Source organism: Roseateles chitinivorans (genome assembly GCF_002761755.1).
Classification (GTDB): domain Bacteria; phylum Pseudomonadota; class Gammaproteobacteria; order Burkholderiales; family Burkholderiaceae_C; genus Roseateles; species Roseateles chitinivorans.
This window is the reverse complement of sequence record NZ_PEOG01000012.1, coordinates 60,307-84,440: the sequence shown is the minus strand read 5'-3', so window position 1 is coordinate 84,440 and position 24,134 is coordinate 60,307. Positions and strand designations below refer to the sequence as shown.

General features: G+C 70.3%; 22 protein-coding genes. 11 read left to right on the top strand and 11 right to left on the bottom strand.

From position 1 onward, the window contains the following. Window positions 1-98: 98 nt before the first annotated feature. Genes ispF through ispD form a run of 3 tightly spaced genes read right to left on the bottom strand, consistent with a single transcriptional unit; the run spans window position 99 to window position 2,123 of the window. Window positions 99-587 (bottom strand): 2-C-methyl-D-erythritol 2,4-cyclodiphosphate synthase, encoded by a 489-nt coding sequence (gene ispF / locus CS062_RS05865; protein WP_099860505.1) that lies wholly within the window; start codon window positions 585-587, stop codon window positions 99-101. A 49-nt stretch (window positions 588-636) separates the two neighbouring features. After that, window positions 637-1,392 carry a type I methionyl aminopeptidase gene (map, locus tag CS062_RS05860; protein ID WP_099860504.1) on the bottom strand — a complete coding sequence of 252 codons (756 nt, stop codon included), beginning with the start codon at window positions 1,390-1,392 and terminating at the stop codon, window positions 637-639. Next, entirely contained in the window at window positions 1,389-2,123 is a 735-nt protein-coding gene (gene ispD, locus CS062_RS05855) for a 2-C-methyl-D-erythritol 4-phosphate cytidylyltransferase (protein WP_099860503.1), read from the bottom strand. The genes map and ispD overlap by 4 nt, the downstream gene beginning before the upstream one ends. Before the next feature lie 81 nt (window positions 2,124-2,204). On the opposite strand from ispD, the gene CS062_RS05850 reads away from it, so the two are divergent. The 6 genes from CS062_RS05850 (at window position 2,205) to CS062_RS05830 (ending at window position 10,820) form a co-directional block, all read left to right on the top strand. After that, window positions 2,205-3,260, top strand: coding sequence for an RNA methyltransferase (locus tag CS062_RS05850; protein WP_099860502.1), 1,056 nt, complete (start codon window positions 2,205-2,207; stop codon window positions 3,258-3,260). 100 nt (window positions 3,261-3,360) lie between these two features. Beyond that, the gene (gene mfd / locus CS062_RS05845) at window positions 3,361-6,828 is read left to right on the top strand and encodes a transcription-repair coupling factor (protein WP_099860542.1); all 3,468 of its coding nucleotides are present in this window, start codon (window positions 3,361-3,363) and stop codon (window positions 6,826-6,828) included. Between the two features lie 112 nt (window positions 6,829-6,940). Beyond that, entirely contained in the window at window positions 6,941-7,417 is a 477-nt protein-coding gene (locus CS062_RS26120; protein WP_158238679.1) for a hypothetical protein, read from the top strand. Beyond that, entirely contained in the window at window positions 7,404-7,979 is a 576-nt protein-coding gene (locus CS062_RS05840) for a PIN domain-containing protein (RefSeq protein WP_158238678.1), read from the top strand. Before CS062_RS26120 ends, CS062_RS05840 begins: the two co-directional genes overlap by 14 nt. 140 nt (window positions 7,980-8,119) lie before the next feature. Then, on the top strand, window positions 8,120-8,842 hold the full coding sequence (gene serB, locus CS062_RS05835; protein WP_099860500.1) for a phosphoserine phosphatase SerB: 723 nt from the start codon (window positions 8,120-8,122) through the stop codon (window positions 8,840-8,842). Between the two features lie 133 nt (window positions 8,843-8,975). Then, a complete protein-coding gene (locus CS062_RS05830) occupies window positions 8,976-10,820 on the top strand; it encodes a putative bifunctional diguanylate cyclase/phosphodiesterase (protein WP_099860499.1) in 1,845 nt (614 codons plus the stop codon). Window positions 10,821-10,840: 20 nt separating this feature from the next. On the opposite strand, the gene rraA is transcribed toward CS062_RS05830, so the two are convergent. The 4 genes from rraA to CS062_RS05810 all read right to left on the bottom strand — a co-directional run bounded on the left by rraA (window position 10,841) and on the right by CS062_RS05810 (window position 14,852). Then, complete coding sequence (gene rraA, locus CS062_RS05825; RefSeq protein WP_099860498.1) at window positions 10,841-11,377, bottom strand: ribonuclease E activity regulator RraA; 537 nt, start codon at window positions 11,375-11,377, stop codon at window positions 10,841-10,843. 87 nt (window positions 11,378-11,464) lie between these two features. After that, the gene (locus CS062_RS05820) at window positions 11,465-11,692 is read right to left on the bottom strand and encodes an RNA-binding S4 domain-containing protein (protein ID WP_099860497.1); all 228 of its coding nucleotides are present in this window, start codon (window positions 11,690-11,692) and stop codon (window positions 11,465-11,467) included. 14 nt (window positions 11,693-11,706) lie between these two features. Continuing rightward, on the bottom strand, window positions 11,707-13,431 hold the full coding sequence (locus tag CS062_RS05815; protein ID WP_099860496.1) for a thiamine pyrophosphate-binding protein: 1,725 nt from the start codon (window positions 13,429-13,431) through the stop codon (window positions 11,707-11,709). A gap of 167 nt (window positions 13,432-13,598) precedes the next feature. Beyond that, window positions 13,599-14,852 carry an MFS transporter gene (locus CS062_RS05810; RefSeq protein WP_099860495.1) on the bottom strand — a complete coding sequence of 418 codons (1,254 nt, stop codon included), beginning with the start codon at window positions 14,850-14,852 and terminating at the stop codon, window positions 13,599-13,601. A 69-nt stretch (window positions 14,853-14,921) separates the two neighbouring features. Here CS062_RS05810 and CS062_RS05805 point away from each other — a divergent pair, with 69 nt between their 5' ends. The 3 genes from CS062_RS05805 to CS062_RS05795 all read left to right on the top strand — a co-directional run bounded on the left by CS062_RS05805 (window position 14,922) and on the right by CS062_RS05795 (window position 17,394). Beyond that, window positions 14,922-15,851, top strand: coding sequence for an AraC family transcriptional regulator (locus CS062_RS05805; protein ID WP_099860494.1), 930 nt, complete (start codon window positions 14,922-14,924; stop codon window positions 15,849-15,851). A gap of 12 nt (window positions 15,852-15,863) precedes the next feature. Further along, window positions 15,864-16,979, top strand: a complete 1,116-nt coding sequence (gene nadA, locus CS062_RS05800; protein WP_099860493.1) for a quinolinate synthase NadA — start codon at window positions 15,864-15,866, stop codon at window positions 16,977-16,979. Between the two features lie 127 nt (window positions 16,980-17,106). Next, window positions 17,107-17,394, top strand: a complete 288-nt coding sequence (locus CS062_RS05795; RefSeq protein WP_099860492.1) for a late competence development ComFB family protein — start codon at window positions 17,107-17,109, stop codon at window positions 17,392-17,394. A 6-nt stretch (window positions 17,395-17,400) separates the two neighbouring features. On the opposite strand, the gene nadB is transcribed toward CS062_RS05795, so the two are convergent. Further along, window positions 17,401-19,014, bottom strand: a complete 1,614-nt coding sequence (gene nadB / locus CS062_RS05790; RefSeq protein ID WP_099860541.1) for an L-aspartate oxidase — start codon at window positions 19,012-19,014, stop codon at window positions 17,401-17,403. Between the two features lie 410 nt (window positions 19,015-19,424). Between nadB and CS062_RS05785 the strand changes: the two genes are divergently transcribed. After that, complete coding sequence (locus CS062_RS05785) at window positions 19,425-19,754, top strand: hypothetical protein (RefSeq protein ID WP_099860491.1); 330 nt, start codon at window positions 19,425-19,427, stop codon at window positions 19,752-19,754. Window positions 19,755-19,807: 53 nt separating this feature from the next. After that, window positions 19,808-19,951 carry a hypothetical protein gene (locus CS062_RS26115; protein ID WP_158238677.1) on the top strand — a complete coding sequence of 48 codons (144 nt, stop codon included), beginning with the start codon at window positions 19,808-19,810 and terminating at the stop codon, window positions 19,949-19,951. On the opposite strand, the gene CS062_RS05780 is transcribed toward CS062_RS26115, so the two are convergent. The 3 genes from CS062_RS05780 to paaZ all read right to left on the bottom strand — a co-directional run bounded on the left by CS062_RS05780 (window position 19,948) and on the right by paaZ (window position 24,125). Beyond that, on the bottom strand, window positions 19,948-20,322 hold the full coding sequence (locus CS062_RS05780) for a response regulator (protein WP_158238676.1): 375 nt from the start codon (window positions 20,320-20,322) through the stop codon (window positions 19,948-19,950). The genes CS062_RS26115 and CS062_RS05780 overlap by 4 nt on opposite strands. A gap of 214 nt (window positions 20,323-20,536) precedes the next feature. Next, a complete protein-coding gene (locus CS062_RS05775) occupies window positions 20,537-21,964 on the bottom strand; it encodes an aldehyde dehydrogenase family protein (protein WP_099860489.1) in 1,428 nt (475 codons plus the stop codon). A gap of 112 nt (window positions 21,965-22,076) precedes the next feature. Beyond that, on the bottom strand, window positions 22,077-24,125 hold the full coding sequence (paaZ, locus tag CS062_RS05770) for a phenylacetic acid degradation bifunctional protein PaaZ (protein WP_099860488.1): 2,049 nt from the start codon (window positions 24,123-24,125) through the stop codon (window positions 22,077-22,079). Window positions 24,126-24,134: the final 9 nt, after the last annotated feature.

Here is a 24,134-nt window from a genome sequence, read left to right as displayed (position 1 = left end):
AACCGATTCTGGTCCAGCCGGGCGCCAAGTCTTGTCACGAGGCCTCGCCCGGCCGATCGCCCTCCCGCCGCTCGCGGGGGAGCGCGGGATGAGCGTACTCAGGCGCTGCGCACCAGCAGGCAGACCGCGCGCGCCTCGATGGCCTTGAGCTCGCCGACGGGGCCCATCTTCTCGGCCGTCTTGGCCTTCACGTTGATCTGGCCGGCATCGATGCCGAGCGCCTGCGCCAGACGCTCCCGCATCGCCGGGATGTGCGGCGCCATCTTCGGCTGCTGGGCGACGATCGTGCTGTCGAGGTTGCCGATGACCCAGCCCTGCGCCTTCACGCGGCGGTAGGCCTCGGCCAGCAGCACCATCGAGTCCGCGCCCTTGAACTCGGCGGCGGTGTCGGGGAAGAGCTTGCCGATGTCGCCCAGCGCGGCGGCACCGAGCAGCGCGTCGGTGATCGCATGCGCGAGCGCGTCCGCGTCCGAATGACCCAGCAGGCCATGCGTGTGCGGGATCGTGATGCCGCCGAGGATCAGCGGGCGGCCGGCGACGAGCTGGTGGGTGTCCCAGCCCTCGCCGATGCGGAAGTTCAGAACCATGTCGAAGAGGCGAAGCTGCGAGGTCTGCGAAAGGCGCGCGGCGCCGGGATCAGTGCGGCAGGGCGTTGGTGACGACCAGCGGCCCGTTGCGGGTCACGATCATCGTGTGCTCGAACTGCGCGGAGAGGTTGCCCTTTACGCCGGAGAGCGTCCAGCCGTCGGCCTCCTCGTCGACCCAGCGGCTCTTCGTCGACAGGAAGGGCTCGATGGTGATGACCATGCCTTCCTCGAGGATGCGCGTGTCGTTCGGGTCGTAATAGCCGGGGATGGTCTTGGGCTCCTCGTGCAGCGAGCGGCCGACGCCGTGGCTGCAGAGGTTCTCGATGATCTTGAACCGGTGCGCCCTGGCCACCCGCTCGATCGCGTGGCCGATGCGATTGAGCCGCGCGCCCGGCTTCACTTCCTTCATCGCCTGCTCCAGCGCGTACTGCGCGGCGAAGACCAGCTGGGTCTTGGTCGGCGTCGTCGGCGGAACGATGCGCGTGCCGCCGGTGTCGCCGAAGTAGCCGTTCATCTCGGCCGACACGTCGACATTGACGACGTCGCCCTTCTGGATGACGCGATCGCCGGGAATGCCATGCGCGGCCTGCTCGTTGATGCTGATGCAGGTGGCGCCGGGGAAGTCGTACATGACCCGTGGCGCCGACCGCGCGCCGAAGTCCTGCAGCCAGCGCGCGCCCATCTCGTCGAGTTCGCGCGTGGTCATGCCGGGCCGGATCGCGTCCAGCATGCGGCGCAGCACGGTGGCGACCGCCTCGCCGACGGCCTTCAGGCCCTGGATATCGTCCTCGGATTGGACCGTCATGCGCGGCTCCTCAGCAAGCGTTCGGCCAACGCGAAGTCGGCGGGATAGGTGACCTTGAAGTTCTCCATCGAGGCCTCGACCAGGCGCGGCGCATGGCCGAGGGCCTCGATCGCGCTGGCCTCGTCGGTGACGCCGTCCAGCGGCCCGGCCAGCGCCGGCGCCAGCAGGCCCAGCCGGAACATCTGCGGCGTCTGCGCGGCCCACTTGCCGCGGCGATCGACGGTGGCGGCGACGCGGGCCGCGCCCTCCGCGGCCGCGGCATCCTTGAGCGTGTCGGCCACCGGCAGCGCGAGCAGGCCGCCGACCTCGTCGTCGGCGCAGGCGTCGATCAGCGCGTCGACCCATTCCGGCCGCAGCAGGCAGCGGGCGGCGTCATGCACCAGCACCCAGTCATGCGGCTGGGCGCCGCGCTCGCGCAGCGTCGACAGGCCGGCGGCGACCGTGTCGGCGCGCGTGGCACCGCCGGTGCGGGCGATCCAGCCCCGCTCGCCCGCGAAACCGGGTACGGCCGCCTCGAACTGGTCGTCCTCGGGCGACAGCACGACCAGGGTGGCGTCGATCCGGGCCACGGCACCCAGCGCCGCGAGCGTGTGGGCGATCAGCGCCTGGCCGGCGAGCGGAACGTATTGCTTGGGACGGTCGGCGCCGGAGCGGCTGCCGATGCCCGCGGCGGGCACCAGCGCGAAGCAGCGTGGCTGCATCCCCGCAGGGCCGATCGGGAAGGAACTCATGGGGCGCGATTGTAGGGAGCGGCGCCGGGCCCGACCGATCGGCGAAAATCCGGCCCTTCGCTCCTCCCGGAACCGACTCCCGTGCTCGCCATCGCCGACCTCCGACGCCGCCTGACCGCGCTGGGCGCCAACGACGCCCACGTCGGCCGCGTGCTGCGTCACTGGGTCCAGGCCCGCCCCCTGACCGACGGCCGGCGCAAGCTGGAGCACTACCTGCCGCAAGCGGTGCGGGAGGCGCTGCCGGCGCTGATGGACGAGCTCCATGGCCTGGCGACGCTGGTCGAGCGCCATCCCGGCGAGGACGGCTCGGCGAGGCTGCTGGTCGGTCTGAAGGACGGCCAGACTGTCGAGAGCGTGCTGCTGCCGCGCGACGGGCTGTGCGTCTCCAGTCAGGTCGGCTGCGCGGTCGGCTGCCGCTTCTGCATGACCGGCAAGGACGGCCTGCTGCGCCAGGTCACCAGCGCCGAGATCGTCGCCCAGGTGGCGCTGGCGCGGCGCGAGCGCGTGGTGAAGAAGGTCGTGTTCATGGGCATGGGCGAGCCGTCGCACAACCTGGAGGCGGTGCTCGAGGCGATCGAGCTGCTCGGCACGGAAGGGAACATCGGCCACAAGAACCTGGTGTTCTCGACCGTCGGCGATCCCCGCGCCTTCGAGCGCCTGGGCGCCGGACCGGTGAAGCCGGCGCTGGCGCTGTCGCTGCACACGACCAAGGCGGCGCTGCGGCAGGAACTGCTGCCGCGCGCGCCGCGGCTGACGCCGCGGGAGCTCGTCGAGGCCGGCGAGCGCTACGCCCGCCAGACCGGTTATCCGATCCAGTACCAGTGGACGCTGCTCGAAGGCGTCAACGACGGCGACGACGAGCTCGACGGCATCGTCGACCTGCTGCGGGGCCGCTACGGCGTGCTCAACATGATTCCGTACAACAGCGTGCCCGAGCTGCCTTTCCAGCGCCCGGCCTGGGACAAGGCGCGCGACATCGCCCGGCGCCTGCATCAGCGCGGCGTGCTGACCAAGCTGCGCGATTCCGCCGGGCAGGACGTCGACGGCGGCTGCGGCCAGCTGCGGGCGCGCAGCCTCGACACCCCGGCGACGATGCGCGACATGCGCCGGGCGATCCCGATCACGCCCGCCGGCTGAACATCCCGCCAGCGAGCACGGGCTCCTGACATCGCCTGTCGCCGCGCCCTCCCTACAATTCCCGCAGGCCCCTTTCCGGGGCTGTCCTCATTTGTGCGCCATGCAGCTGTCCTCGATCTCCCCCGGCAAACGCTTCACCCTGCCCCGCCCCACCGGCTCCGCCGACGCGCTGCTGCTGGCCCGCTTCGCGCGGCAGCAGCTGGACGCCGGCCGCCTGACGGTGATCGTCACCGCCGAGCCCGGCGACACGCAGCGCCTGGAGGACGAGCTCAAGTTCTTCGCCCCCGAGCTGCGCGTGGCCGTGTTCCCGGACTGGGAAACGCTGCCCTATGACAGCTTCAGCCCGCACCAGGACCTGATCTCCGAGCGCCTGGCCACGCTGTGGCGGCTGCTGCAGGCCAATGGCAAGCCGGTGACCGAGCGCGACCTCGACATCGTGCTGCTGCCCGCGACGACCGCGCTCACCCGGCTCGCCCCGCCGTCCTTCCTGGCGGCGACGACCTTCAACTTCCGCCAGAAGCAGCGGCTGGACGAGGCGGGCCTGAAGCAACAGCTGACCCTGGGCGGCTACCAGCACGTCAGCCAGGTCGTCTCGCCCGGCGAATACGCGGTGCGCGGCGGCCTGATCGACCTCTACCCGATGGGCTCGCCGGTGCCCTACCGCGTCGACCTGTTCGGCGACGAGGTCGATTCGATCCGCGTCTTCGATCCGGACTCCCAGCGCTCGCTGTACCCGGTGCCGGAGGTCCGCCTGCTGCCCGGTCGCGAGTTCCCGATGGACGAGGCGTCGCGCAAGGCCTTCCGCGCCCGCTGGCGGGAAAAGATGGACGGCGACCCGACCCGGTCGCGCCTCTACAAGGACATCGACACCGGCCTGGCCACCGCCGGCATCGAGTACTACCTGCCGCTGTTCTTCGACGAGGTCGCCAGCGTCTTCGACTACCTGCCCGCCGAGGCCGGCCTGGCGCTGCACGGCGAGGTCGACGAGGCGCTGCAGCGCTTCTGGACCGACACCCGCGAGCGCCACCGCTTCCTGCAGCACGACCCGGACCGGCCGATCCTCCCGCCCGAGGAGATCTTCCTGCGTCCCGAGGACTTCTTCACCGCGACGCATCGGCATGCGGTGCTGTCGATCCGCGGCCAGGACGCGGTCGACTATGCCCGCCCGCTGCCCGACGTCAGCGTCGAGCGCGGCGCGCAGGAGCCGCTGGCGCGCCTGGCCGCCCACCTGAAGGACACGAAGTTCCGCGTGCTGCTGCTGGCCGAGAGCGAGGGCCGCCGCGAAAGCCTGCTGGAACTGCTGCGCGACAACCGGATCGATCCCCCCTCGGTCAAGGACCTGGCCGAGTTCGAGGCCAACCCGGACGAGCGCTTCGCGATCACCGCCGCGCCGCTGGCCGCGGGCTTCTTCTGGAACGAGCCGGACGAGGGCCGCCAGATCCAGCTCTTCACCGAGACCGAGCTGTTCGCGACGACGCCCACGACGCGCCGGCGCCGCAAGCAGGAGCAGGTCAGCGACGTCAACGCGCTGATCAAGGACCTGTCCGAGCTGAAAGTCGGCGATCCGGTGGTGCACACCAACCACGGCATCGGCCGCTACCTGGGGTTGATCAACATCGACCTCGGCGACGGACCGAGCGAGTTCCTGCACCTGGAGTACGCCGACAAGGCCACGCTCTACGTGCCCGTCGCGCAGCTGCACCTGATCAGCCGCTACACCGGCGTCAGCGCCGAAGAGGCGCCGCTGCACAAGCTCGGCTCCGGCCAGTGGGACAAGGCCAAGCGCAAGGCCGCCGAGCAGGTGCGCGACACCGCCGCCGAACTGCTCAACCTCTACGCCCGCCGCGCGGCGCGCGAGGGCCACGCCTTCCGCTACTCGCCGCATGACTACGAAGCCTTCGCGGCCAGCTTCGGCTTCGAGGAAACGCCCGACCAGCGCGCCGCGATCCACGCCGTCATCCAGGACATGATCAGCCCCAAGCCGATGGACCGGCTGGTCTGCGGCGACGTGGGCTTCGGCAAGACCGAGGTCGCGCTGCGCGCCGCCTTCGTCGCGGTGATGGGTGGCAAGCAGGTCGCGCTGCTGGCGCCCACCACGCTGCTGGCCGAGCAGCATTACCAGAACATCGCCGACCGCTTCGGCAAGTGGCCGGTGAAGGTGGCCGAGATGAGCCGCTTCCGCTCCGCCAAGGAAATCAAGGCGGCGATGGAAGGCCTGGCCGACGGCTCCATCGACATCGTCATCGGCACCCACAAGCTGCTCTCCGCGGACGTCAAGTTCAAGCGCCTGGGCCTGCTGGTGATCGACGAGGAACACCGCTTCGGCGTGCGCCACAAGGAGGCGATGAAGGCGATGCGCGCCGAGGTCGACGTGCTGACGCTGACCGCCACGCCGATCCCGCGCACACTGGGCATGGCGCTGGAAGGCCTGCGCGACCTGAGCGTCATCGCCACCGCGCCGCAGCGCCGGCTCGCGATCAAGACCTTCGTCCGCAGCGAGACCAGCGGCACCATCCGCGAGGCGGTGCTGCGCGAGCTCAAGCGCGGCGGCCAGGTCTACTTCCTGCACAACGAGGTCGAGACCATCGAGAACCGCCGCATGAAGCTGCAGGAGCTGCTGCCCGAGGCGCGCATCGTCGTCGCGCACGGCCAGATGCCCGAGCGGGAGCTCGAACGCGTGATGCGGGAGTTCGTCGGCGGCAAGCACAACCTGCTGCTGTGCTCGACCATCATCGAAACCGGCATCGACGTCCCCAGCGCCAACACCATCGTCATCAGCCGCGCCGACAAGTTCGGCCTGGCGCAGCTGCACCAGTTGCGCGGGCGCGTCGGCCGCTCGCACCACCAGGCCTATGCCTACCTGATGGTTCCTGACGTGGAAGGCCTGACCAAGCAGGCGGCGCAGCGGCTCGAGGCGATCCAGGCGATGGAGGAACTGGGCTCGGGCTTCTACCTGGCGATGCACGACCTGGAGATCCGCGGCGCCGGCGAGGTGCTCGGCGAGCACCAGAGCGGCAACATGATGGAGGTCGGCTTCCAGCTCTACAACGAGATGCTGTCCGAGGCCGTGCGCTCGCTGAAGGCCGGCCGCGAGCCGGACCTGCTCAGCCCGCTGTCCGCCACCACCGAGATCAACCTGCATGCGCCCGCGCTGCTGCCCGACGCCTATTGCGGCGACGTGCACCAGCGCCTGTCGCTGTACAAGCGGCTGGCGACCGCCGACCGGGCCGAGCAGATCGACGCGATGCTCGAGGAGATCACCGACCGCTTCGGCAAGCTGCCGGCGCAGGGCCAGACGCTGTTCGATACGCACCGGCTGCGCGTGCTGGCCAAGCCCTACGGCGTGATGAAGATCGACGCGGCGCCCAGCGTCATCAACATCAACTTCCGGCCCAACCCGCCGATCGATCCGATGCGCGTGATCGAGCTGGTGCAGAAGAACCGCAACATCAAGCTGGTGGGCAACGAGAAGCTGCGTATCGACAAGGCGCTCAGCGATCCGAAGGACCGCGCGCACGCGGTGCGCGAGGTGCTGCGGCTGCTGGGCGCACCGGTCGTGCAGGCTTGATCAGGACCTGCTCGAACTGCTGGCAGGCGTCGGGCAGATCCACGAGTCCGGGTCAGTGACCCGGGCGCAACCGATTCCTAGACTGGCGGCCGCTCAACTTCCGGAGATGCCGATGCATCAGCACACGCCCCTGTCACCCCGGATCGATGTGGGCGAGTCGATCGAGGCCGCGGCGGCCCGTCGGGCGCGAGAGGACGCGCGAGAGGACGCGCGTGAAGACGTGGGGGAAGACGCGGAGGAAGACGCGAAGGACGACGCCTGGGAGGCCGAACGCGACGCCGAGATCGCCGCCAAGCAACGGGGATGCGCCTACGCGATGACCTGCTTCGACTGCCGCCATCTGCCGCCGGACGACCGCCTGAGCGATCCGGATTCATTCATCCGCACGATCTGCAGGAGCAAACGCATTGCGCGCCTCATCGTGCATGCGCGCGAAGGCTGCGAGACCTGCCCCTATCTGCCGGAGAACTACGGCAAGCCGGTGCGCGGCCGCGTCGGCGGACTCGACGATTGGGAGGACGGTCCTGAAGTCGAGCGCATCCGACGCGCGCGGTTCGAAGCCTGGGAGGCGCAGCATGGCGCCCGTTGAACCGCTCTACATGCTCGACACCAACATCCTGAGCTACATGATGGATCCCCGGGCGCGGCTGCAGCGGGTTTACTGCGAAGAGCGATTCGCGGCCCTGCGGGGACGGGTCGCCATCAGCGTGATCGTCCAGGCGGAGGTCTTTGCCGGGCTGCAGAAGAATCCCTCGCCAGGCAAGGCGCTGCGTCTGCGCGAGTTGATGCGCGGCATCCGCGTCGAGTATCTCGGCCCGGACGTGGGCTTCTCCGATCGCTTCGCCTGCATCAAGGCCTCGCTGGAGCGACGAGGGCATCCCAAGGAGCAGTTCGACATGGCGATCGCCGCTCACGCGATGGCACTCGGCGCGACCTTGGTGAGCGACGACAAGGCGCTGTCGCACATCGAGGGCTTGAAGCTGGAGGCCTGGGGCGTCGCCGAGTTCGCGAACCGGCGGCGCGGTGTCACGGAGCCGGCGGCCGCGTATCTCCCGCGGCGAGGCCTTCCGGGCCCTGGTCTGGACTGGCCGCCGGCAGCCTGGATGACCAGCGCTCGCGCCGCCCCCTACGCCACGGCCCATGCGCATTGAGGCCCGCCCCGGCGAGTGCGCTAAGCTCCCGCCCGTCCCCGCCGGCGGGTCGTCCTGAGCGCTGTCGGGGACCTTCCGCATTCAGGCCCTGCCTGCCCACTCGCCGCCCCACTCGCCGCCCTACTCGCCGCCCTGCCCGCATGACCTCCTCGTCGACCTCCACCGCCCCGCTATCCCCGCTCGTCCTGCGTGGCTTCACGCCGCCGCTGGCGCTGAGCGACTTCAAGCTGGCCGCCTTCGACATGGACTCGACCCTGATCTCGATCGAGTGCATCGACGAGATCGCCGCCGCCGCGGGCCGCAAGGCCGAGGTCGCCGCGATCACCGAGGCCGCGATGCGTGGCGAGATCACCGACTTCAAGGACAGCCTGCGCCGCCGCCTGGCGCTGCTCAAGGGGGTGAGCGAGGAGGCGCTGGCCCAGGTGCTGCGCGATCGCCTGCGCTTCAACCCCGGCGCGCGCGAGCTCTGCGTCGCGCTGAAGGCGGCCGGCCTGAAGCTGGTGCTGGTGTCCGGCGGCTTCACCTACTTCACCCGCTTCGTCGCCGCCGAGCTGGGCATGGACTTCGTCCGCAGCAATGAGCTGGAGATCGTCGACGGCGCGCTGACCGGCGCGCTGGTGATGCAGGACTGGGGCGACATCTGCGACGGCGAGGAGAAGCGCCGCATGATGCTGGCCTGCGCCGAGCGCATCGGCGCCACGCCCACGCAGTGCATCGCCGTGGGCGACGGCGCCAACGACCTGCCGATGATGGGCGCCGCCGGCCTCTCGGTGGCCTACCACGCCAAGCCCAAGGTCCGCGAGCAGGCGATGGTCGCGATCAACGACGGCGGCCTGGACCGGCTGCTCGACCTCCTGCGCTGACCCGGTCCGACCCGGCCCCGTCGGCACGCGCATTGATTCACGGCCGGCGTGGGGTCGCCGCCGCGCCGGCCGCCGGCGCTCTTGAAGCCGCGCCGCTTCCCTGCCATGCTCGCCGGGGCTACAGGGAGCAGCGATGCGGGAACAGCACGCGACAAGAACCGATGAGCAGGCCTCCATCGACCATCTCCAGCGCGACGTGCTGGAAGCAGTGGCCCTCGGTCGACCGCTGGCCGCGGTGATGGACCTGCTGTGCCGCGGCGTCGAGGCGCTGGCGCCGGAGGTGATCTGCTCGGTGCTGTCGGTCGACGAGGAGGGTCGCGTCCATCCGCTGGCGGCGCCCAGCCTGCCGACCTCGTTCAGCGGCGCCCTGGAGGGCTTCTCGATCGGCCCGCAGGCGGGCTCCTGCGGCACAGCCGCCTGGCGCCGCCAGCCGGTCGAGGTCACCGACATCGCCTCCGACCCGCTCTGGGCCGATTTCCGCGACCTGGCATTGCCCCACGGCCTGGCGGCCTGCTGGTCGACCCCGATCCTGCTCGGCGCGGACCAGGTGGTCGCCACCTTCGCCCTGTACTACCGCGAGCCGCGCGGCGCGGCGCCTTTCCATCGGCGCATGGTGCAGGCCTGCGCGCAGCTGTGCCAGATCGCCTTCATGCACGACCGGCACCAGCGGGAGATCGAACGCCTGGCCTACTTCGATGGCGTCACCGGCCTGCCCAACCGCACGCTGCTGGCGGACCGCGCACGGCAGGCGCTGCTGCTGGCCCTGCGCACCGAGTCGCCCGCCGCATTGCTGCTGCTGGACATCGACCGCTTCAAGACGGTCAACGACTCGCTCGGGCACGCGGTCGGCGACCAGGTGCTGAAGCACATCTCCAGGCGCCTGTCGGGCGCGCTGCGCGACAGCGACACCCTGGCGCGGCTGGGCGGCGACGAGTTCGTCGCGCTGCTGCCGGGCTGCACCGTCGAGGACGCGATGCATGTGGCCGACAAGCTGCGCCAGGCGCTGGAGGCGCCGATCCCGCTCGACGGCAGCCACGCCCGGGTGCAGATGACGGCCAGCATCGGCGTCTGCGGTTTTCCCAAGGACGGCCAGGACCTCGACCAGCTGCTGAAGAACGCTGACATCGCGATGTACGAGGCCAAGCGCGCCGGGCGCGATTGCGCGCGCTTTTTCCTGCATGCGATGAACCAGGCCCTGGACGAGCGACTGGACATCGAGGCGGCGCTGCGCCACGCGCTGTCGAACCAGCTGCTGCAGCTGCACTTCCAGCCCAAGATCCGGCTGAGCGATCGCCGTCTGGTCGGCGTCGAGGCCTTGCTGCGGTGGCACGACGCCGAACGCGGCTGGGTGCCGCCGGACCGCTTCATCCCGGTCGCCGAGGAAAGCGGCCTGATCAACGCGCTGGATGCCTGGGTGTTGGAGCAGTCCTGCGCGCAGCTGGCGCGCTGGCGGGCGCAGGGTGTCGAAGTGCCCGGCCTGTCGGTCAACGTGTCGCCGCAGCGCTTCCATCAGGACGACGTCGCCGCGCATGCACGGGCCCTGCTGGCGCGGCACGGCCTGGCGGCCAGCGACCTGACGCTGGAAGTCACCGAGCGGCTGATGCTCGACGACACCAGCCGCCCGCGCGCGCAACTGCAGCAACTCCACGAGATGGGCGTGGGCGTGTCGGTGGACGACTTCGGCACCGGCTATTCCAGCCTGAGCTACCTCAAGCGGCTGCCGGTGACCGAGCTGAAGCTGGACAAGAGCTTCGTGCGTGAGCTGGAGCAGGATGCGGACGACCGCGCGCTGTCCAGCGCCGTCATCGGCATCGGTCGCTCGCTCGGGCTGACGGTGGTCGCGGAGGGCGTGGAGACCGCCGGCCAGCGCGACCTGCTGCTGAAGATGGGTTGCGACGCGGCGCAGGGCTGGCTGTTCGGCCGGCCGATGGCGCCCGAGGCCTTGCCGGCCTGGATGGCGACGCACGACGCCGCCTGAGCGCGGCGGTCGCGGGTCGCTCAGCCCGCTGGATGCACGGGCGTGGGCGTGATGACGACGCCATCCTCATCGGCGTAGAGCCAGTCGCCCGGACGGACCCACACACCTTCGATCTGCACCGGCAGGTCGGTGAGTCCCGGCTCGCGGCGCTCGGTGGGCATCGGCACATGGCCGAGCGCAAGGATGCCCACGGCCGCGGCGCGCAGTTCCTCGAGGTCGCGCACCGCGCCATGCACGAGCACGCCGGCCCAACCGTTCTTCGCCGCGCTGGCGGCCAGGTTCCCGCCCAGCAGCGAGCGGCGCAACGACCCACCGCCATCGACCACCAGCACCCGGCCGGCACCGAAGCTCTCGACCGCCGCCTTCACCGGCGTGTTGTCGTCCAGGCAGCGCACCGTCGCCACCGGCCCGGCGAAGCGGGCCTGTCCGCCATAGCTGCGGTACAGGCTGCCGGGCAACCAGCGGGTGGCACCGCTGCTGTCCGACTTCAGCGAGTCGCAGAGGTCGCAGGTCGAGAATCGGATCGCAGTTCGGCTCGAGGCGCTGGGGCTGGTCATCGGGTCACTCCTGGAGGGGGCCGGGTCATCGGTACTGGAAGGGCTCGGTCGTCACGGGCAGGCGCGCGGCCTTGATCCGGACAGGGTTCAAGCGGGCGGCAGGACCTCGACGCGCTGGCCGTTGAACTCGATCACCTGGCCGGCGCGGATCTTGGCGGTCTTGCGCAACTCGACCTGGCCGTCAACGCGGACCTGGCCCTCGGAGATGAAGTGCCGGGCCTCGCCGCCGCTGCCGGTCAGCGCGGTGGCCTTGAGCAGCTTGTCGAGTTCGATGAAGTCGCCGCGCAGGGCGAAGGGGATGGCGGATGCGGACATCCGCGCATTCTCCGTCAGTGGCTCAGGCGCTTGATCGCCGCGTCCCGGATGCTGCTGAGGGTGGCGCGGCTGGTGGAGATCTCGACCGACAGCTTCAGGTGGAGCAGCGTCGGCACCTGCGCGGCGATGGCCGCTCTCAGCGCGGGTTCCACCTCCTCGGTGCGCGAGGCGCTGAAGGCCTGCCAGCCGTAGGCACGGGCCAGGGCGGCGAAGTCCGGGTTGTGCAGGTCGCTGCCGCTGACGCGGCCGGGGTACTCGCGCTCCTGGTGCATGCGGATCGTGCCGTAGCTGCCGTTGTCGACGACGACGCAGATCAGCCGCCGGGCGCCCTGGGCCATGGCGGTCGACATCTCCTGGCCGGTCATCAGGAAATCGCCGTCGCCGGCGATGTTGACCACCCAGCGCTCGCGCTGCAGCAGCGCCGCGGCAACCGCCGCCGGAAAGCCGTAGCCCATCGCGCCGCTGGTCGGCGCCAGCTGCGTGCGCCCGCCCTGGTGCAACGCGGTGTAGCGATGGAAGCGATGCAGCCAGCCGCTGTAGTTGCCGGCGCCGTTGGTGAAGATGGTCTCGGCGGGCAGCAGGCGGTCGAGCAGGTGCATCACCTCGGCCAGGTCCATCGGCCCGACCGGCAGCGCCTGCTGGTTGCGCTGGTAGTCGGCGCGCGCGTCGCGGGTCCAGTCCAGCCACGGCAGCTCGGCGCTGCCGCCGGGCGGACGCAACTGCTGCAATGCCAGCGCGGCGCCGCTCATGCTGGCCTGGATCATCTGGTCGGCCGCATAGACCCGACCGAGCTCCTCCGGTCCGGCGTGGATATGGACCAGTTGCTGCGCCGGTCGCGGTGCCTTCAGCAGCGTGTAGCCGCCAGTGGTCATCTCGCCCAGCCGCGGGCCGATCGCGAGGATCAGGTCGGACTCGGCGATGCGTCGGGCCAGCGCCGGATTGATGCCGATGCCGACGTCGCCCGCGTAGAGCGGATCGCGGTTGTCGTAAAGGTCCTGGAAGCGGAAGGCGCAACCCACCGGGAGCTGCCAGGCGTGGGCGAAGTCCTGCAGCGCGGCGCAGGCCTCCGGCGTCCAGCCACCGCCGCCGGCGATGACGAAGGGCCGCTGCGCCGCCTCCAGCCGCGCCTGCAGCTCGACCAGGTCGGCCGGCGCCGGCCAGGCGACGGCCGGCTTCACCCGCGGCAGCACCGGCGCGTCGGTCGGCTGCGTGAGCATGTCCTCGGGCAGCACCAGCACGACCGGCCCGGGCCGGCCCTGCATCGCGGTGTGGAAGGCGCGGGCGACATACTCCGGCAGGCGCTGCGGGTCCTGCACCTCGCCGACCCACTTCGCCATGCCCAGGGTGCCCGGGCCCAGCATCTGACGGTAGTCGACTTCCTGGAAGGCCTCGCGGTCGCGCTGGTCGGAAGCGACCTGGCCGATGAACAGGATCATCGGCGTCGAATCCTGGAAGGCGGTGTGCAGGCCGATGCTGGCATTGGTCGCGCCGGGGCCGCGCGTCACGAAGCAGATGCCGGGCCGGCCGGTCAGCTTGCCCTGCGCCTCGGCCATGAAGGCGGCGCCGCCCTCCTGCCGGCAGGCCACGAAGCGGATGCGCTCGCGGTGCTCATGGAAGCCGTCGAGGACCGCGAGATAACTCTCGCCGGGAACGCCGAAGACATCGGTGATGCCTTGCTCGATCAGGGCCTCGACGAGGACATGACCCGCGGGACGGGTGACGGTGCGGTGCTGATCCATGGCGGACCACTGTAGCGAGCGGCCCCGTCATTGCAAGCCGACCCTCGTCCCCTGTTGCGGCGCGGCCCGGGTCAAGCCTGCGCGAGCGGCAACTATGGGTAGAACACGGCGGACAAGGCCCTGTTCGGGGCCAGGTCTTGCTCAGTCCTGCGCAGCGGGGCGAATGGTCAGCCGCGGCCCTTGCGCACCAGGCTGGCGGCGCCGATGCCCAGCAGCAACGCCAGCGAGGCGCCGAAGAACACCGCGTTGTTCCAGTGGCGGTCCATCAGCGCGCCGAAGATCGGCGCGGCCACCGCGAAACCGGTGTCCAGGCCCGAATAGACCGTGCCGTACACGCGTCCCGTCGCCCCCGGCGGCGCGGCCCGCTTGATCAGCATGTCGCGCGACGGGCCGGCCAAGCCGGTGCCGAAGCCGGCCGTCGCCGCCGCGATCAGCGCCGCCGTCGCGGGCAGCCAGCCGGTGGCCGTCAGCGCCAGCAGCGCGGCCGCGGCGAACATCGCGCCAGCGATGTTGCGCTCCAGGTTCTGCGACTTCGCCACCAGGAAGCCGCCGACGATCATGCCCGCCGCCCCCGCCAGCATGTAGCCGGTCACCACGAAGGCGGTGCTGGCCAGGCTCACGCCGTACATCGCCGACAGCGCCGGCGAGGCGAAGCTCTGGATCGCGCTCAGCGCCGAGGTGGTGAAGAAGAAGAACGAGAAGCACAGCCACACCGACGGCAGCTTCAGGAAGGCCATCGGATGCTCGTCGGCCGGCGCCTTGGCCGCCCCCTTCTCATGACCCCAGGCGCCCTGGCTGTCGTCGATCGCGTCGCGCTTGAAGGCCAGCAGGGCGATCACGAACAGCGCCCACGCCGCCGTCGCGGCGTAGCCGAGGCGCCATTGGCCGGTCGCCTCGTGCATCGAGATCAGCAGCACCGGCGCCACGGCCCAGCCGAGGTTGCCGGTGATGCCGTGGACCGAGAACGCATGTCCCAGCCGCTGCTGCGACACCCGCTTGTTGAGGATGGTGAAGTCCACCGGGTGGAAGGGCGAGTTGCCCAGGCCAGCCAGCGCGGCGGCCAGCGCCAGGCCGGTGAAGCCCTGCGCCGTGCCCGCGGCCAGCGAGGCCAGCACGAAGCAGCCCAGCGCGACGAACAGCACCGGCCGGGCACCGGTCTTGTCCACCAGGAAGCCCGACAGCGCCTGGCCCACGCCGGAGATCACGAAGAAGATCGTCACCAGCAGGCCGAGTTCGGAGTAGCTCAGGCCGAACTCCCGCATGAACACCGGGAACAGCGGCGGCAGCAGCATGTGGAAGAAGTGGGAGGTGCCATGCGCCAGGCCGATCAGGCTGATGGTCTGGATGTCTCGCTTGGCGCTCTGCTCCGGGTTCAGCGCCGGGAGCGCGGCCGCGGTGGCGGTGGTCGTGGCGGAATTCATGGGCGAAATGGTGACAGGGCCTTCACGACGGAATTACGATAGCCGGACAAGTTCTATCGAATTTCCGCCATGGACCCCTCCCATCCCGCCGCACCAGCCCGATCGGCCCGATCGCACCGCCCTTCCCGCAGCGGCGGGCCGCCGGACGCCTCCCTTGCCGCGCGCCCCGCCCGCAGCTCCCGTGCGCCGCTGCCGGACGCACCGGGCCGGACCAGCCTGCCGCCGCTCGACCCCCGTCGCTACGCGCCCAGCGCCGAGCGTCCGGTGCGCGCCAAGTCGCGCAGCCTGGACGGCCACATGGACATCCAGGCGCACTTCCACAGCTGGGGGCAGTTCGTCTTCTCGGTGACCGGCGTCGTGCGGGTCAGCACCGACCGTGCCACCTTCCTCGTGCCGCCGTCGCGCGGCGTCTGGATCCCGGCTGGCGTGGTCCACGCGGTGACGGCGGTCGAGCGCTGCGAGCTGCGCACGCTCTACCTGCTGAATCCGCCGGCGGATGCCCCGGCCTGGGGAGCGAACCGGGTGCTGGAAGTCTCCCCGCTGCTGCGGGAGCTGGCGGTGCAGCTCGCCCGGGACGAGGTCGAGCCGGGCGACGCGGTCGCCGACCGCGAAACCTGGATCGGCCAATTGATCCTGGACGAGATCCGCCGCGCGCCCACGCTTCAGCTGGGCGTCGCGCTGCCGACCGACAAGCGCCTGCGCCGGCTGTGCGAGGCGGTGCTGGCCGAGCCGATGCGCCATGCCAGCCTGGACGACTGGGCGGCGGAGGTCGGCGCGAGCGCGCGCACCGTATCGCGGCTGTTCCGGCAGGAGCTGGGCAGCAGCTACGCGCAGTGGCGGCAGCAGGCGCTGCTGGCCGAGGCGCTGCGCCTGGCCGCGCGCCGCAAGCCGATGCAGGTCATCGCCGCGGAGCTCGGTTATGCCAGCGCCAGCGCCTTCACCGCGATGGTCACCCGCACCGTCGGCATGCCGCCGAGCCGGTTTTTCGGTCACACCTAGAATTCCGCCCCTATGGAACAGGTTCTCTACGACTTCGCCCGCCAGGACGCGCAAGGCGCCACCTGCACCGCCCACGCCTGGGCCAAGGTGCCGGCGCCGCTGACGCCCAGCCAGCGCCAACAACTGAAGGCCCGTGCCGCCGAGTTGCTCAAGGCCAAGGGGGCCGTGCTCGTCGCGCACTACTACGTGGATGGCGACCTCCAGGACCTCGCCCAGGAGACCGGCGGCATCGTGTCCGATTCGCTGGAAATGGCCCGCTTCGGCCGCGATCACGCGGCGCAGACGCTGGTCGTGGCCGGCGTGAAGTTCATGGGCGAGAGCGCCAAGATCCTCAGCCCCGAGAAGCGGGTGCTGATGCCCGACCTGGACGCCACCTGCTCGCTCGACCTGGGCTGTCCGGCCGAGGATTTCGCCGCGTTCTGCGACGCCCACCCCGACCGCACCGTCGTCGTCTACGCCAACACCAGTGCCGCGGTGAAGGCGCGCGCGGACTGGATGGTCACCAGTTCCTGCGCGCTGGAGATCGTCAGCGAGCTCAAGGCCCGCGGCGAGAAGATCCTCTGGGCCCCCGATCGCCACCTCGGCCGCTACATCCAGGAGCAGACCGGCGCCGACATGCTGATGTGGAACGGCGCCTGCATCGTGCATGACGAGTTCAAGGGCCTGGAGCTGGAACTGCTGCGCGAGCAGCACCCGCAGGCGCTGATCCTGGTCCATCCGGAGTCGCCCGCCTCGGTGGTGGCGCAGGCCGATGTGGTGGGTTCGACCTCGGCGCTGATCAAGGCGGTGGTCGAGGGCAGCGCGCGCGAGTATGTCGTGGCCACCGACAACGGCATCCTGCATGCGATGCGCCAGCTGGCGCCGGGCAAGGTGCTGATCGAGGCGCCGACCGCCGGCAACAGCGCGACCTGCAAGAGCTGCGCGCACTGCCCGTGGATGGCGATGAACGGCCTGCAGGGCCTGGTCGACTGCCTGGAGCACGGCACCGGCGAGATCCGGGTCGAGGAACCGATCCGGTCGCAGGCGCTGGGCTGCATCGACCGCATGCTGGACTTCACCGCCCAGCTCAAGGCCCGCAAGGCGGCCCAGGCGGCCGGTGCGCTGGTGCCGGGCATCGGCGCCGCCTGAACGCGGCGGCCGAAGGCCCCTCGCCGCCCACGCAAACAAGGGTCGCCGGGGGGCTTTTCATTTGCGCCTGAGCGCGCGATGCTGCGATCCATCCCCGGTCATCCCGGTCAATCCGCAGGACGCGCCCATGGACTTCACCTCGCTCTACAACCACCACGAACGCGAAGTGTTCGCCGCGGTGATGGAATCCGCGCCGCAGTTTCCCGAGATCCACCGCGAGCCCGAGCTGCTGGCCGACGTCGCCTGCGTCGCGCTGAACCGCTTGCCGCCGCGCTACATCCGCCATGCCGTCGACTACTCGTTCTACCTGACCGAGCAGGAGCGGCACGACGTCGACGCCGCGATCAAGGAAGCGGTCGCCTACGCCTTCGAGTTCGTGCAGTCGCGCAGCGTGCTGCGAGCGAAGCAGCGGTAGGCGACCTCAGCGCGTGTTGCCGTTGCGCACCAACACGGTGGGAAGGCTGGCCGGCAGCGTGCGCGGATAGTCGCGGCTGTAGTGCAGGCCGCGGCTTTCATGCCGCAGCAGGGCCGATCGCACGATCAGCTCCGCGCAATCGACCAGGTTGCGCAGCTCCAGCAGGTCGCGGCTGACGCGGAAATTCGCGTAGTAGTCGTCGATCTCCGCGCGCAGCAGGTCGATGCGATGCAGCGCCCGCTGCAGCCGCTTGGTCGTGCGCACGATGCCGACGTAGTTCCACATCAGCAGCCGCAGCTCGTCCCAGTTGTGGGCGATGACCACCTGCTCGTCCGCGTCCTCGACCTGGCTCTCGTCCCAGGCTGGCAGCGGCGCGGGTTCGAGCTCGGACTGCGACAGGATGTCGGCGGCGCAGCCGCGGCCGAGCACGACGCATTCCAGCAGCGAGTTGCTCGCCAGCCGGTTGGCCCCGTGCAGGCCGGTGTGGGCCGTCTCGCCGACGGCATACAGGCCGGGCAGGTCGGCACGGCCGTGCAGATCGGACACGACGCCGCCGCAGGTGAAGTGCACCGCCGGCACGACCGGGATGGGCTGGCGCGCGATGTCGATGCCCAGCGCCAGGCAGCGCGCATGGATGGTGGGGAAGTGTTCCTTGAGGAAGTCCTCGCCCAGATGGGTGGCGTCCAGCCAGACGTGATCCAGGCCGTGCTTCTTCATCTCGAAGTCGATCGCGCGGGCGACGACGTCGCGCGGCGCGAGTTCCAGGCGCTCGTCGTGCGCCGCCATGAAGCGGGTGCCGTCCGGCAGCTTGAGATGACCGCCCTCGCCGCGCAGCGCCTCGGTGATCAGGAAGCTGCGCTCCTGCGGGTGATAGAGGCAGGTCGGATGGAACTGGATGAACTCCATGTTGGCGATGCGGCAGCCCGCGCGCCAGGCCATGGCGATGCCGTCGCCGGTGGAGGTGTCCGGGTTGGTCGTGTAGCGATAGACCTTGCCGGCGCCGCCGGTGGCCATCACCACGGCGCGGGCGGCGATCGCGTCCACGCGTTGCGCGTCCATGTCGAGCGCGTAGATCCCATAGCAGCGCGACGGCTCCTCGCGCTGCACATGGCGCGAGGTGATCAGGTCCAGCGCCATCCAGCGCTGGCGCAGCTGGATGTTGGGATGGGCCGCGGCCTTGGCCAGCAGCGCGTCGTGGATCGCCTTGCCGGTGGCATCGGCGGCATGGGCGATGCGGCGCACGGCGTGGCCGCCTTCGCGGGTCAGGTGCAGGCCGAGCGGCCCCTGCTCGTCGGTGGTGAACGGCACGCCCTGCTCGACCAGCCAGCCGACGGCGTCGGCGCTGCGTTCGGCGATGAAGCGGGCGGTCGCCTCGTCGACCAGGCCGGCGCCCGCGTCCTGCGTGTCGCGGACATGGCTCTCGATGCTGTCGTCGGATCCGAGCACGCCGACGATGCCGCCTTGGGCCCAGGCGGTGGCGGCCTCGTTGAGCTCCCGCTTCGCGAGGACGATCACCGGCACCCGATCGGCCAGGTGCAGCGCCACGGTCAGTCCGGCGAGGCCGGCACCCACGATCACCACCGGCGTCTGCGCGGCACCGGTCGGAACAGCTGCTGTCATCGTCATCGCCCGGTCATCGGGGCGTCATCGCTTGGGAGTCGGCGATTCTACGAGCGGTCAAATCCGCCCGCTTCCCGTACCGGCCGTCGCGCGCATGACACGTTCCGACCGGGCCTCAGAAATTTCTGAAGCGCATCGCGTGTTCGATCCGGAGAAGTCCCCTGACTGCCACGCTGGTCTCGATGACTGGTAGACGTCATGCCCCAGCTCAATGCTGAGACGAATACCTGCCGTTCCGGCTCATTGGACGGCCCGATTCGACGCCTACTCCAAACGCCGCAAGCTGACCATGACTTCTTCGGGTCTGACGCCGTGCCGGCCCGAAACCTAGAGTCGATGGCGTCGACGGCACTGCCCCACAGCAGTCGCCTTGACAGCAACTCAACTTCATCTTTTCAAAGGCAATCGACATGGATATCGAACTTCTCGACGACCAGGAAATCGACTCGGTCAGCGGAGCCGGCGGCAAGGGCAGCTTCGTCAAGGGCTGCGTCAATGGCGCTTCCGCAGGCTATACCGGCGCCAATCCGGGCTATGGCGCGCATGGCGCTGGCGCGGGGTGTCTGGCGGGCGCTAGCGTGGCCATGGTGGGTGGCGGCCCGGAGGCGCAAGCCGTGGCGGGCTACCTCGCTGGTGCCGCATTTGGTCCGTATGGCGGAAGCTCCAGCAACCCCCACGCGGCCAACTATGAAAACTCGTTCGACCGGCAGGACTCCGCCCGCCGGATGTCCTCGACTTGACCGATGACCCACCGCGGCGCCAGCGAGCAACGCGCTGGCGCCGCTCTCATCAAATGAATCTCGACGCGATCGTCTTCGTCTGCCTGCTCGTGCTCGCCATCGTCGCGCGAAGCATGGAGCATCCGGTGCCGACCTATCTGATTGGCATCGCCGCCGTCTACTTGCTCCGCAAAGCGCTGGAGCGCTGGGGCAACTAGAACACCGGCTTTTCGCCGGCCAGCACCCGCAGGTCGTCGAGCAGCTTCAGCTGGTCGTGGGCCTTGTCGTAGAAACCGTCGGCGCCGTGCTTCTCGCACAGCGAGCGGTAGAAATCCGGGTCCCGGCTGCTGAGCACCCACAGCTTGCCGGTGTAGCCGCCCCGGCGCGCCCGGCTCAGCACATGCATGCCGGAGCCGACCTGCAGGTTGAGGTCGACCAGCACCACCTCCGGCTTCAGCGCCGGGATCGCCTGGACCGCGTCTTCCTCGCTGTCCGCGTAGCCCACGACTTCCACGAAGGCCAGGCCTTCGAAGAGCCGCAGGAACTGCGTGCGAATGAACTCGGAATCCTCGACGAGCAGAACCCGCATGCCCTTCCCTTCCCCGGTCTGAATCGTGCGCCGCATTCTGGCGCGACGCCGATTCACCCGGCGGCGTCAGGGATGTCGAGTTCGCAACCGCTCGTATCCGCGCGCGCGGCTACCGCACGATCGCCGCCGCGCAGCAGGTGCCGGACTGCCTGGGCGCTGCTGCGGCTTTGCCGAAGCAGGCGACCTCCCAGCGTCGGATCAGTCGATCGGCCGATCAGCCGACCGTGATCGTCCGGGGCTCGAGGAAGGCCTCCAGGCCCATCACCCCGAACTCCCGCCCCTGACCCGACAGCTTCACGCCGCCGAACGGCGCCAGCAGGTCCGGCGCGACGCGATTGACCAGCACCGTGCCGGTCTCGATCCGTCCGGCCACCCGCCGAGCCCGTGCGGCATCGGCCGAGAACACATAGCCCTGCAGCCCGTACCGCGAGTCGTTGGCGATCGCGATCGCTTGCTCCTCGGAGTCCACCGGGAGGATGGACAGCACCGGGCCGAAGATTTCCTCGCGCGCGATGTCCATGTCGTTGCGGACGTCGGTGAAGACGGTCGGCCGCACGAACCAGCCGCGTGTCAGCCCTTCGGGTCGACCTTCGCCGCCGACCAGCAGCGTCGCGCCCTGTTCCTGGCCGCGCCGGATGTAGCGCTGGATGCGATCGAACTGCGCCTGGTTGACCATCGGGCCGATCGCCGTCGCCGGATCGCGCGGGTCCCCGACACGCATCGCGGCGACCGCCGTCCGCACCTGCTCGACGACCTCGGCCAGGCGCGCGCGGGGCACCAGCAGCCGCGAGCCCGCGACGCAGGCCTGCCCGCTGTTCGTGAAGGCCGCGCCCAGCGCCAAGGGGATCGCGACACGCAGGTCGGCATCGTCGAGCAGCAGCGACGCCGACTTGCCGGTCAGCGCCAGGCTCACCCGCTTCATCGAGTCCACGGCGGCGCGCGCGATCAACTGGCCGGTCGGCGTCGAGCCGGTGAACGACAGCTTGGCCACGTCCGGATGGGTGCAGATCTCGGCGCCGACGTCGGCGCCGCGGCCGGTCACGACATTGACGACGCCCGGCGGCAGGTCCGCGTCATGGATCGCGCGGGTGATCACCAGCGCCTGCCAGGGGCTGAGCTCGCTCGGCTTGATCACCGTCGCGCAGCCCGCGGCGATCGCCGCGGCGAGCTTGCTGGCGATCGTCCCCGCAGCGGCATTCCACGGCGCGAAGAGCCCGGACACGCCCACCGGCCTCATCTGCAGCGTCGACACACCGTCCACGCCGACGGGCCGCTCGAAGACATAGCTCGACAGCGTGCGCGCGGCGTCGCCGAAGCACTGCGACGCATAGTTCGCCACCCACTGCGAGCGCGTCGCCGGGCCACCGTACTCGAGGATGGAGGACTCTCTCAGCGCATCGGCATGCGCGAGCATCGCCACCTGCAGCCGTTCCAGCATGGCCACGCGGTCCGCCACCGCCGCGCGACCGAAGTCCGGCTGCGCACGGACCGCCGCCTCGATGGCGCGGCGCGCGTCCTCGCGGCTGGCCATGCGGGCACGGCCGATCACGGTCTCGTCCGCGGGGTTGACGATGTCGACCTCCTCCTCCCCGGTGGCGGGGACGAAGCGGCCGTCGATGTAGATCTGGTCGACGTGAATCATGGCGAACGGCCTTGCGGCCTCGAGCTGCGATGCGCTCAATGTAGGGAGCGATCGGCCGCTTGATCAACCATACGAAGGTAGAGGCCGCGCCGCCGGATCCACCGGCGGGCCTTTAGGCCTTCTTCGCGACCAGCGTGAGGATGTCGTAGCTGGCGGCGAGCTCGCCGCGCTGGTTGGTGACCTGCACGTCCCAGGCCACGACGCCTTGTGGCGGCTGGTCCGGACGATTGCCCCGGTCGATGCGGCGCTTGCAGGTCAGGCGCGCCTGGATGGTGTCGCCGATGGCCACCGGGTTGACGAAGCGCAGCGTGTCCAGGCCGTAGTTGGCCAGCACCGGTCCCGGCGCTGGCGACACGAACAGCCCTGCCGCCGCCGACAGCACGAAGTAGCCATGCGCGATGCGCTGGCCGAATTGCGTGTCCTTGGCCGCGACCTCGTCGAAGTGCATGTAGAAGTAGTCGCCGCTGATGCCGCCGAAGTTGACGATGTCCGCCTCCGACACCGTGCGGCGATGGGTCAGCAGCGAGTCGCCGACCTGGATCTCCTCGAAGTGCTTGCGGAACGGATGGATCGCGTCCTCGGTGACCTTGCCGCCGCGCACGTACTCGCCGGTGATCGCCGTCAGCATCGTCGGGGAGGCCTGCACCGCGCAGCGCTGCAGGTAATGCTTGACCGCGCGGATACCGCCGAGTTCCTCGCCGCCGCCGGCCCGCCCCGGGCCGCCATGCTTGAGCATCGGCAGCGGCGACCCGTGACCGGTCGACTCGCCGGCCGCGTCGCGGTCCAGCACCAGCAGCCGGCCGTGGAAGGCCGCCGCGTGATAGACGGCCTGCGCCGCCAGCGCCGGCGTCTTCGTGACCACCGAGCCGACCAGGCTGCCGCGGCCCTTCGCCGCCAGCGCCAGCGCCTCGTCGAAGTCGCCGTAGGTCATCAGCGTCGACACCGGACCGAAGGCCTCGATGTTGTGCACCGCCTCGTTGCGCATCGGGTCGCGGCACAGCAGCAGCGTCGGCGCGAAGAAGGCGCCGTCACCGACGCCCTCGCCCACCGGCGCGAAGCCGTCGCGCTCGCCGTAGACGATCTCGTTGCCCTGGGCCAGCTGCGCCAGGCGCTCGGCCACATCGGCCTGCTGCGCCTTGGAGGCCAGCGCCCCCATGCGCACACCCTCGATCGACGGATCGCCGATCCTGATCTTCGCCAGCCGCTCGCGCAGCGCCGCGGCCACGGCGTCGACCTGCGCCGCCGGCACGATCGCGCGCCGGATGGCGGTGCATTTCTGGCCGGCCTTGGCGCTCATCTCCCGCATCACTTCCTTGACGAAGAGATCGAATTCGGGATCGCCCGGCTGCACGTCCGGCGCCAGGATCGCGCAGTTCAGGCTGTCGGCCTCGGCGTTGAACGGCACCGAGCGGCGGATCAGGTTCGCGTTCACGCGCAGCTGCGCCGCCGTGTCCGCCGAGCCGGTGAAGGTGACGACATCGGTCTCCTCCAGGCGGTCCAGCAGATCCCCGGAGCCCCCGATGACCAGCTGCAGCGCGCCAGCCGGCAGCAGGCCGGACTGCTCGATGAGCCGCACGCAGGCCTCGGCGACGTAGCTGGTCGCGGTGGCCGGCTTGACGATGCAGGGCATGCCGGCGAGGAAGCTGGGCGCGAACTTCTCCAGCATTCCCCACATCGGGAAGTTGAATGCGTTGATGTGGACCGCGACGCCGCGCTTGGGCACCAGCACGTGGGTGCCCATGAACTGGCCGACCTTGCCGAGTTGCTGGGCCGGGCCTTCGTGGACGATGTTGCTGGACGGCAGCTCGCGACGGCCCATCGACGCATAGGCGAAGAGCGTGCCGAAGCCGCCTTCGATGTCGATCCACGAGTCGGGCCGGGTGGCGCCGGTGTGGGCGGAGATCGCGTAGAGGTCTTCCTTGCGCTCCTGCAGGTAGGTGGCCAGGGCCTTGAGGATGGCGGCGCGCTGCTGGAAGTCGAGCGCGAGCAACGAGGGCAGCGCCTGGCGGCGGGCGAAGTCGAGGCTTTCGCCGAAGTCGATCTCTTCGGCATGGGTCTGCGCCACCAGCCGGCCGTTGATGGCGCTGCGCAGGTCGCGCGCGGCGCTCGATCCAATCCACCGACCGGCGATCAAACTCTGAAGGACGGGTGTAGCGCTCATAGCATTCTC

What these genes read in the sequence shown, in the direction of transcription:
- ispF (WP_099860505.1), bottom strand. Translation starts at nt 587, where the DNA reads ATGGTTCTGAACTTCCGCATCGGCGAGGGCTGGGACACCCACCAGCTC.
- map (WP_099860504.1), bottom strand. Translation starts at nt 1,392, where the DNA reads ATGACGGTCCAATCCGAGGACGATATCCAGGGCCTGAAGGCCGTCGGC.
- ispD (WP_099860503.1), bottom strand. Translation starts at nt 2,123, where the DNA reads ATGAGTTCCTTCCCGATCGGCCCTGCGGGGATGCAGCCACGCTGCTTC.
- mfd (WP_099860542.1), top strand. Translation starts at nt 3,361, where the DNA reads ATGCAGCTGTCCTCGATCTCCCCCGGCAAACGCTTCACCCTGCCCCGC.
- CS062_RS26120 (WP_158238679.1), top strand. Translation starts at nt 6,941, where the DNA reads ATGCATCAGCACACGCCCCTGTCACCCCGGATCGATGTGGGCGAGTCG.
- CS062_RS05840 (WP_158238678.1), top strand. Translation starts at nt 7,404, where the DNA reads ATGGCGCCCGTTGAACCGCTCTACATGCTCGACACCAACATCCTGAGC.
- serB (WP_099860500.1), top strand. Translation starts at nt 8,120, where the DNA reads ATGACCTCCTCGTCGACCTCCACCGCCCCGCTATCCCCGCTCGTCCTG.
- CS062_RS05830 (WP_099860499.1), top strand. Translation starts at nt 8,976, where the DNA reads ATGCGGGAACAGCACGCGACAAGAACCGATGAGCAGGCCTCCATCGAC.
- rraA (WP_099860498.1), bottom strand. Translation starts at nt 11,377, where the DNA reads ATGACCAGCCCCAGCGCCTCGAGCCGAACTGCGATCCGATTCTCGACC.
- CS062_RS05820 (WP_099860497.1), bottom strand. Translation starts at nt 11,692, where the DNA reads ATGTCCGCATCCGCCATCCCCTTCGCCCTGCGCGGCGACTTCATCGAA.
- CS062_RS05815 (WP_099860496.1), bottom strand. Translation starts at nt 13,431, where the DNA reads ATGGATCAGCACCGCACCGTCACCCGTCCCGCGGGTCATGTCCTCGTC.
- CS062_RS05810 (WP_099860495.1), bottom strand. Translation starts at nt 14,852, where the DNA reads ATGAATTCCGCCACGACCACCGCCACCGCGGCCGCGCTCCCGGCGCTG.
- CS062_RS05805 (WP_099860494.1), top strand. Translation starts at nt 14,922, where the DNA reads ATGGACCCCTCCCATCCCGCCGCACCAGCCCGATCGGCCCGATCGCAC.
- nadA (WP_099860493.1), top strand. Translation starts at nt 15,864, where the DNA reads ATGGAACAGGTTCTCTACGACTTCGCCCGCCAGGACGCGCAAGGCGCC.
- CS062_RS05795 (WP_099860492.1), top strand. Translation starts at nt 17,107, where the DNA reads ATGGACTTCACCTCGCTCTACAACCACCACGAACGCGAAGTGTTCGCC.
- nadB (WP_099860541.1), bottom strand. Translation starts at nt 19,014, where the DNA reads ATGACAGCAGCTGTTCCGACCGGTGCCGCGCAGACGCCGGTGGTGATC.
- CS062_RS05785 (WP_099860491.1), top strand. Translation starts at nt 19,425, where the DNA reads ATGGATATCGAACTTCTCGACGACCAGGAAATCGACTCGGTCAGCGGA.
- CS062_RS26115 (WP_158238677.1), top strand. Translation starts at nt 19,808, where the DNA reads ATGAATCTCGACGCGATCGTCTTCGTCTGCCTGCTCGTGCTCGCCATC.
- CS062_RS05780 (WP_158238676.1), bottom strand. Translation starts at nt 20,322, where the DNA reads ATGCGGGTTCTGCTCGTCGAGGATTCCGAGTTCATTCGCACGCAGTTC.
- CS062_RS05775 (WP_099860489.1), bottom strand. Translation starts at nt 21,964, where the DNA reads ATGATTCACGTCGACCAGATCTACATCGACGGCCGCTTCGTCCCCGCC.
- paaZ (WP_099860488.1), bottom strand. Translation starts at nt 24,125, where the DNA reads ATGAGCGCTACACCCGTCCTTCAGAGTTTGATCGCCGGTCGGTGGATT.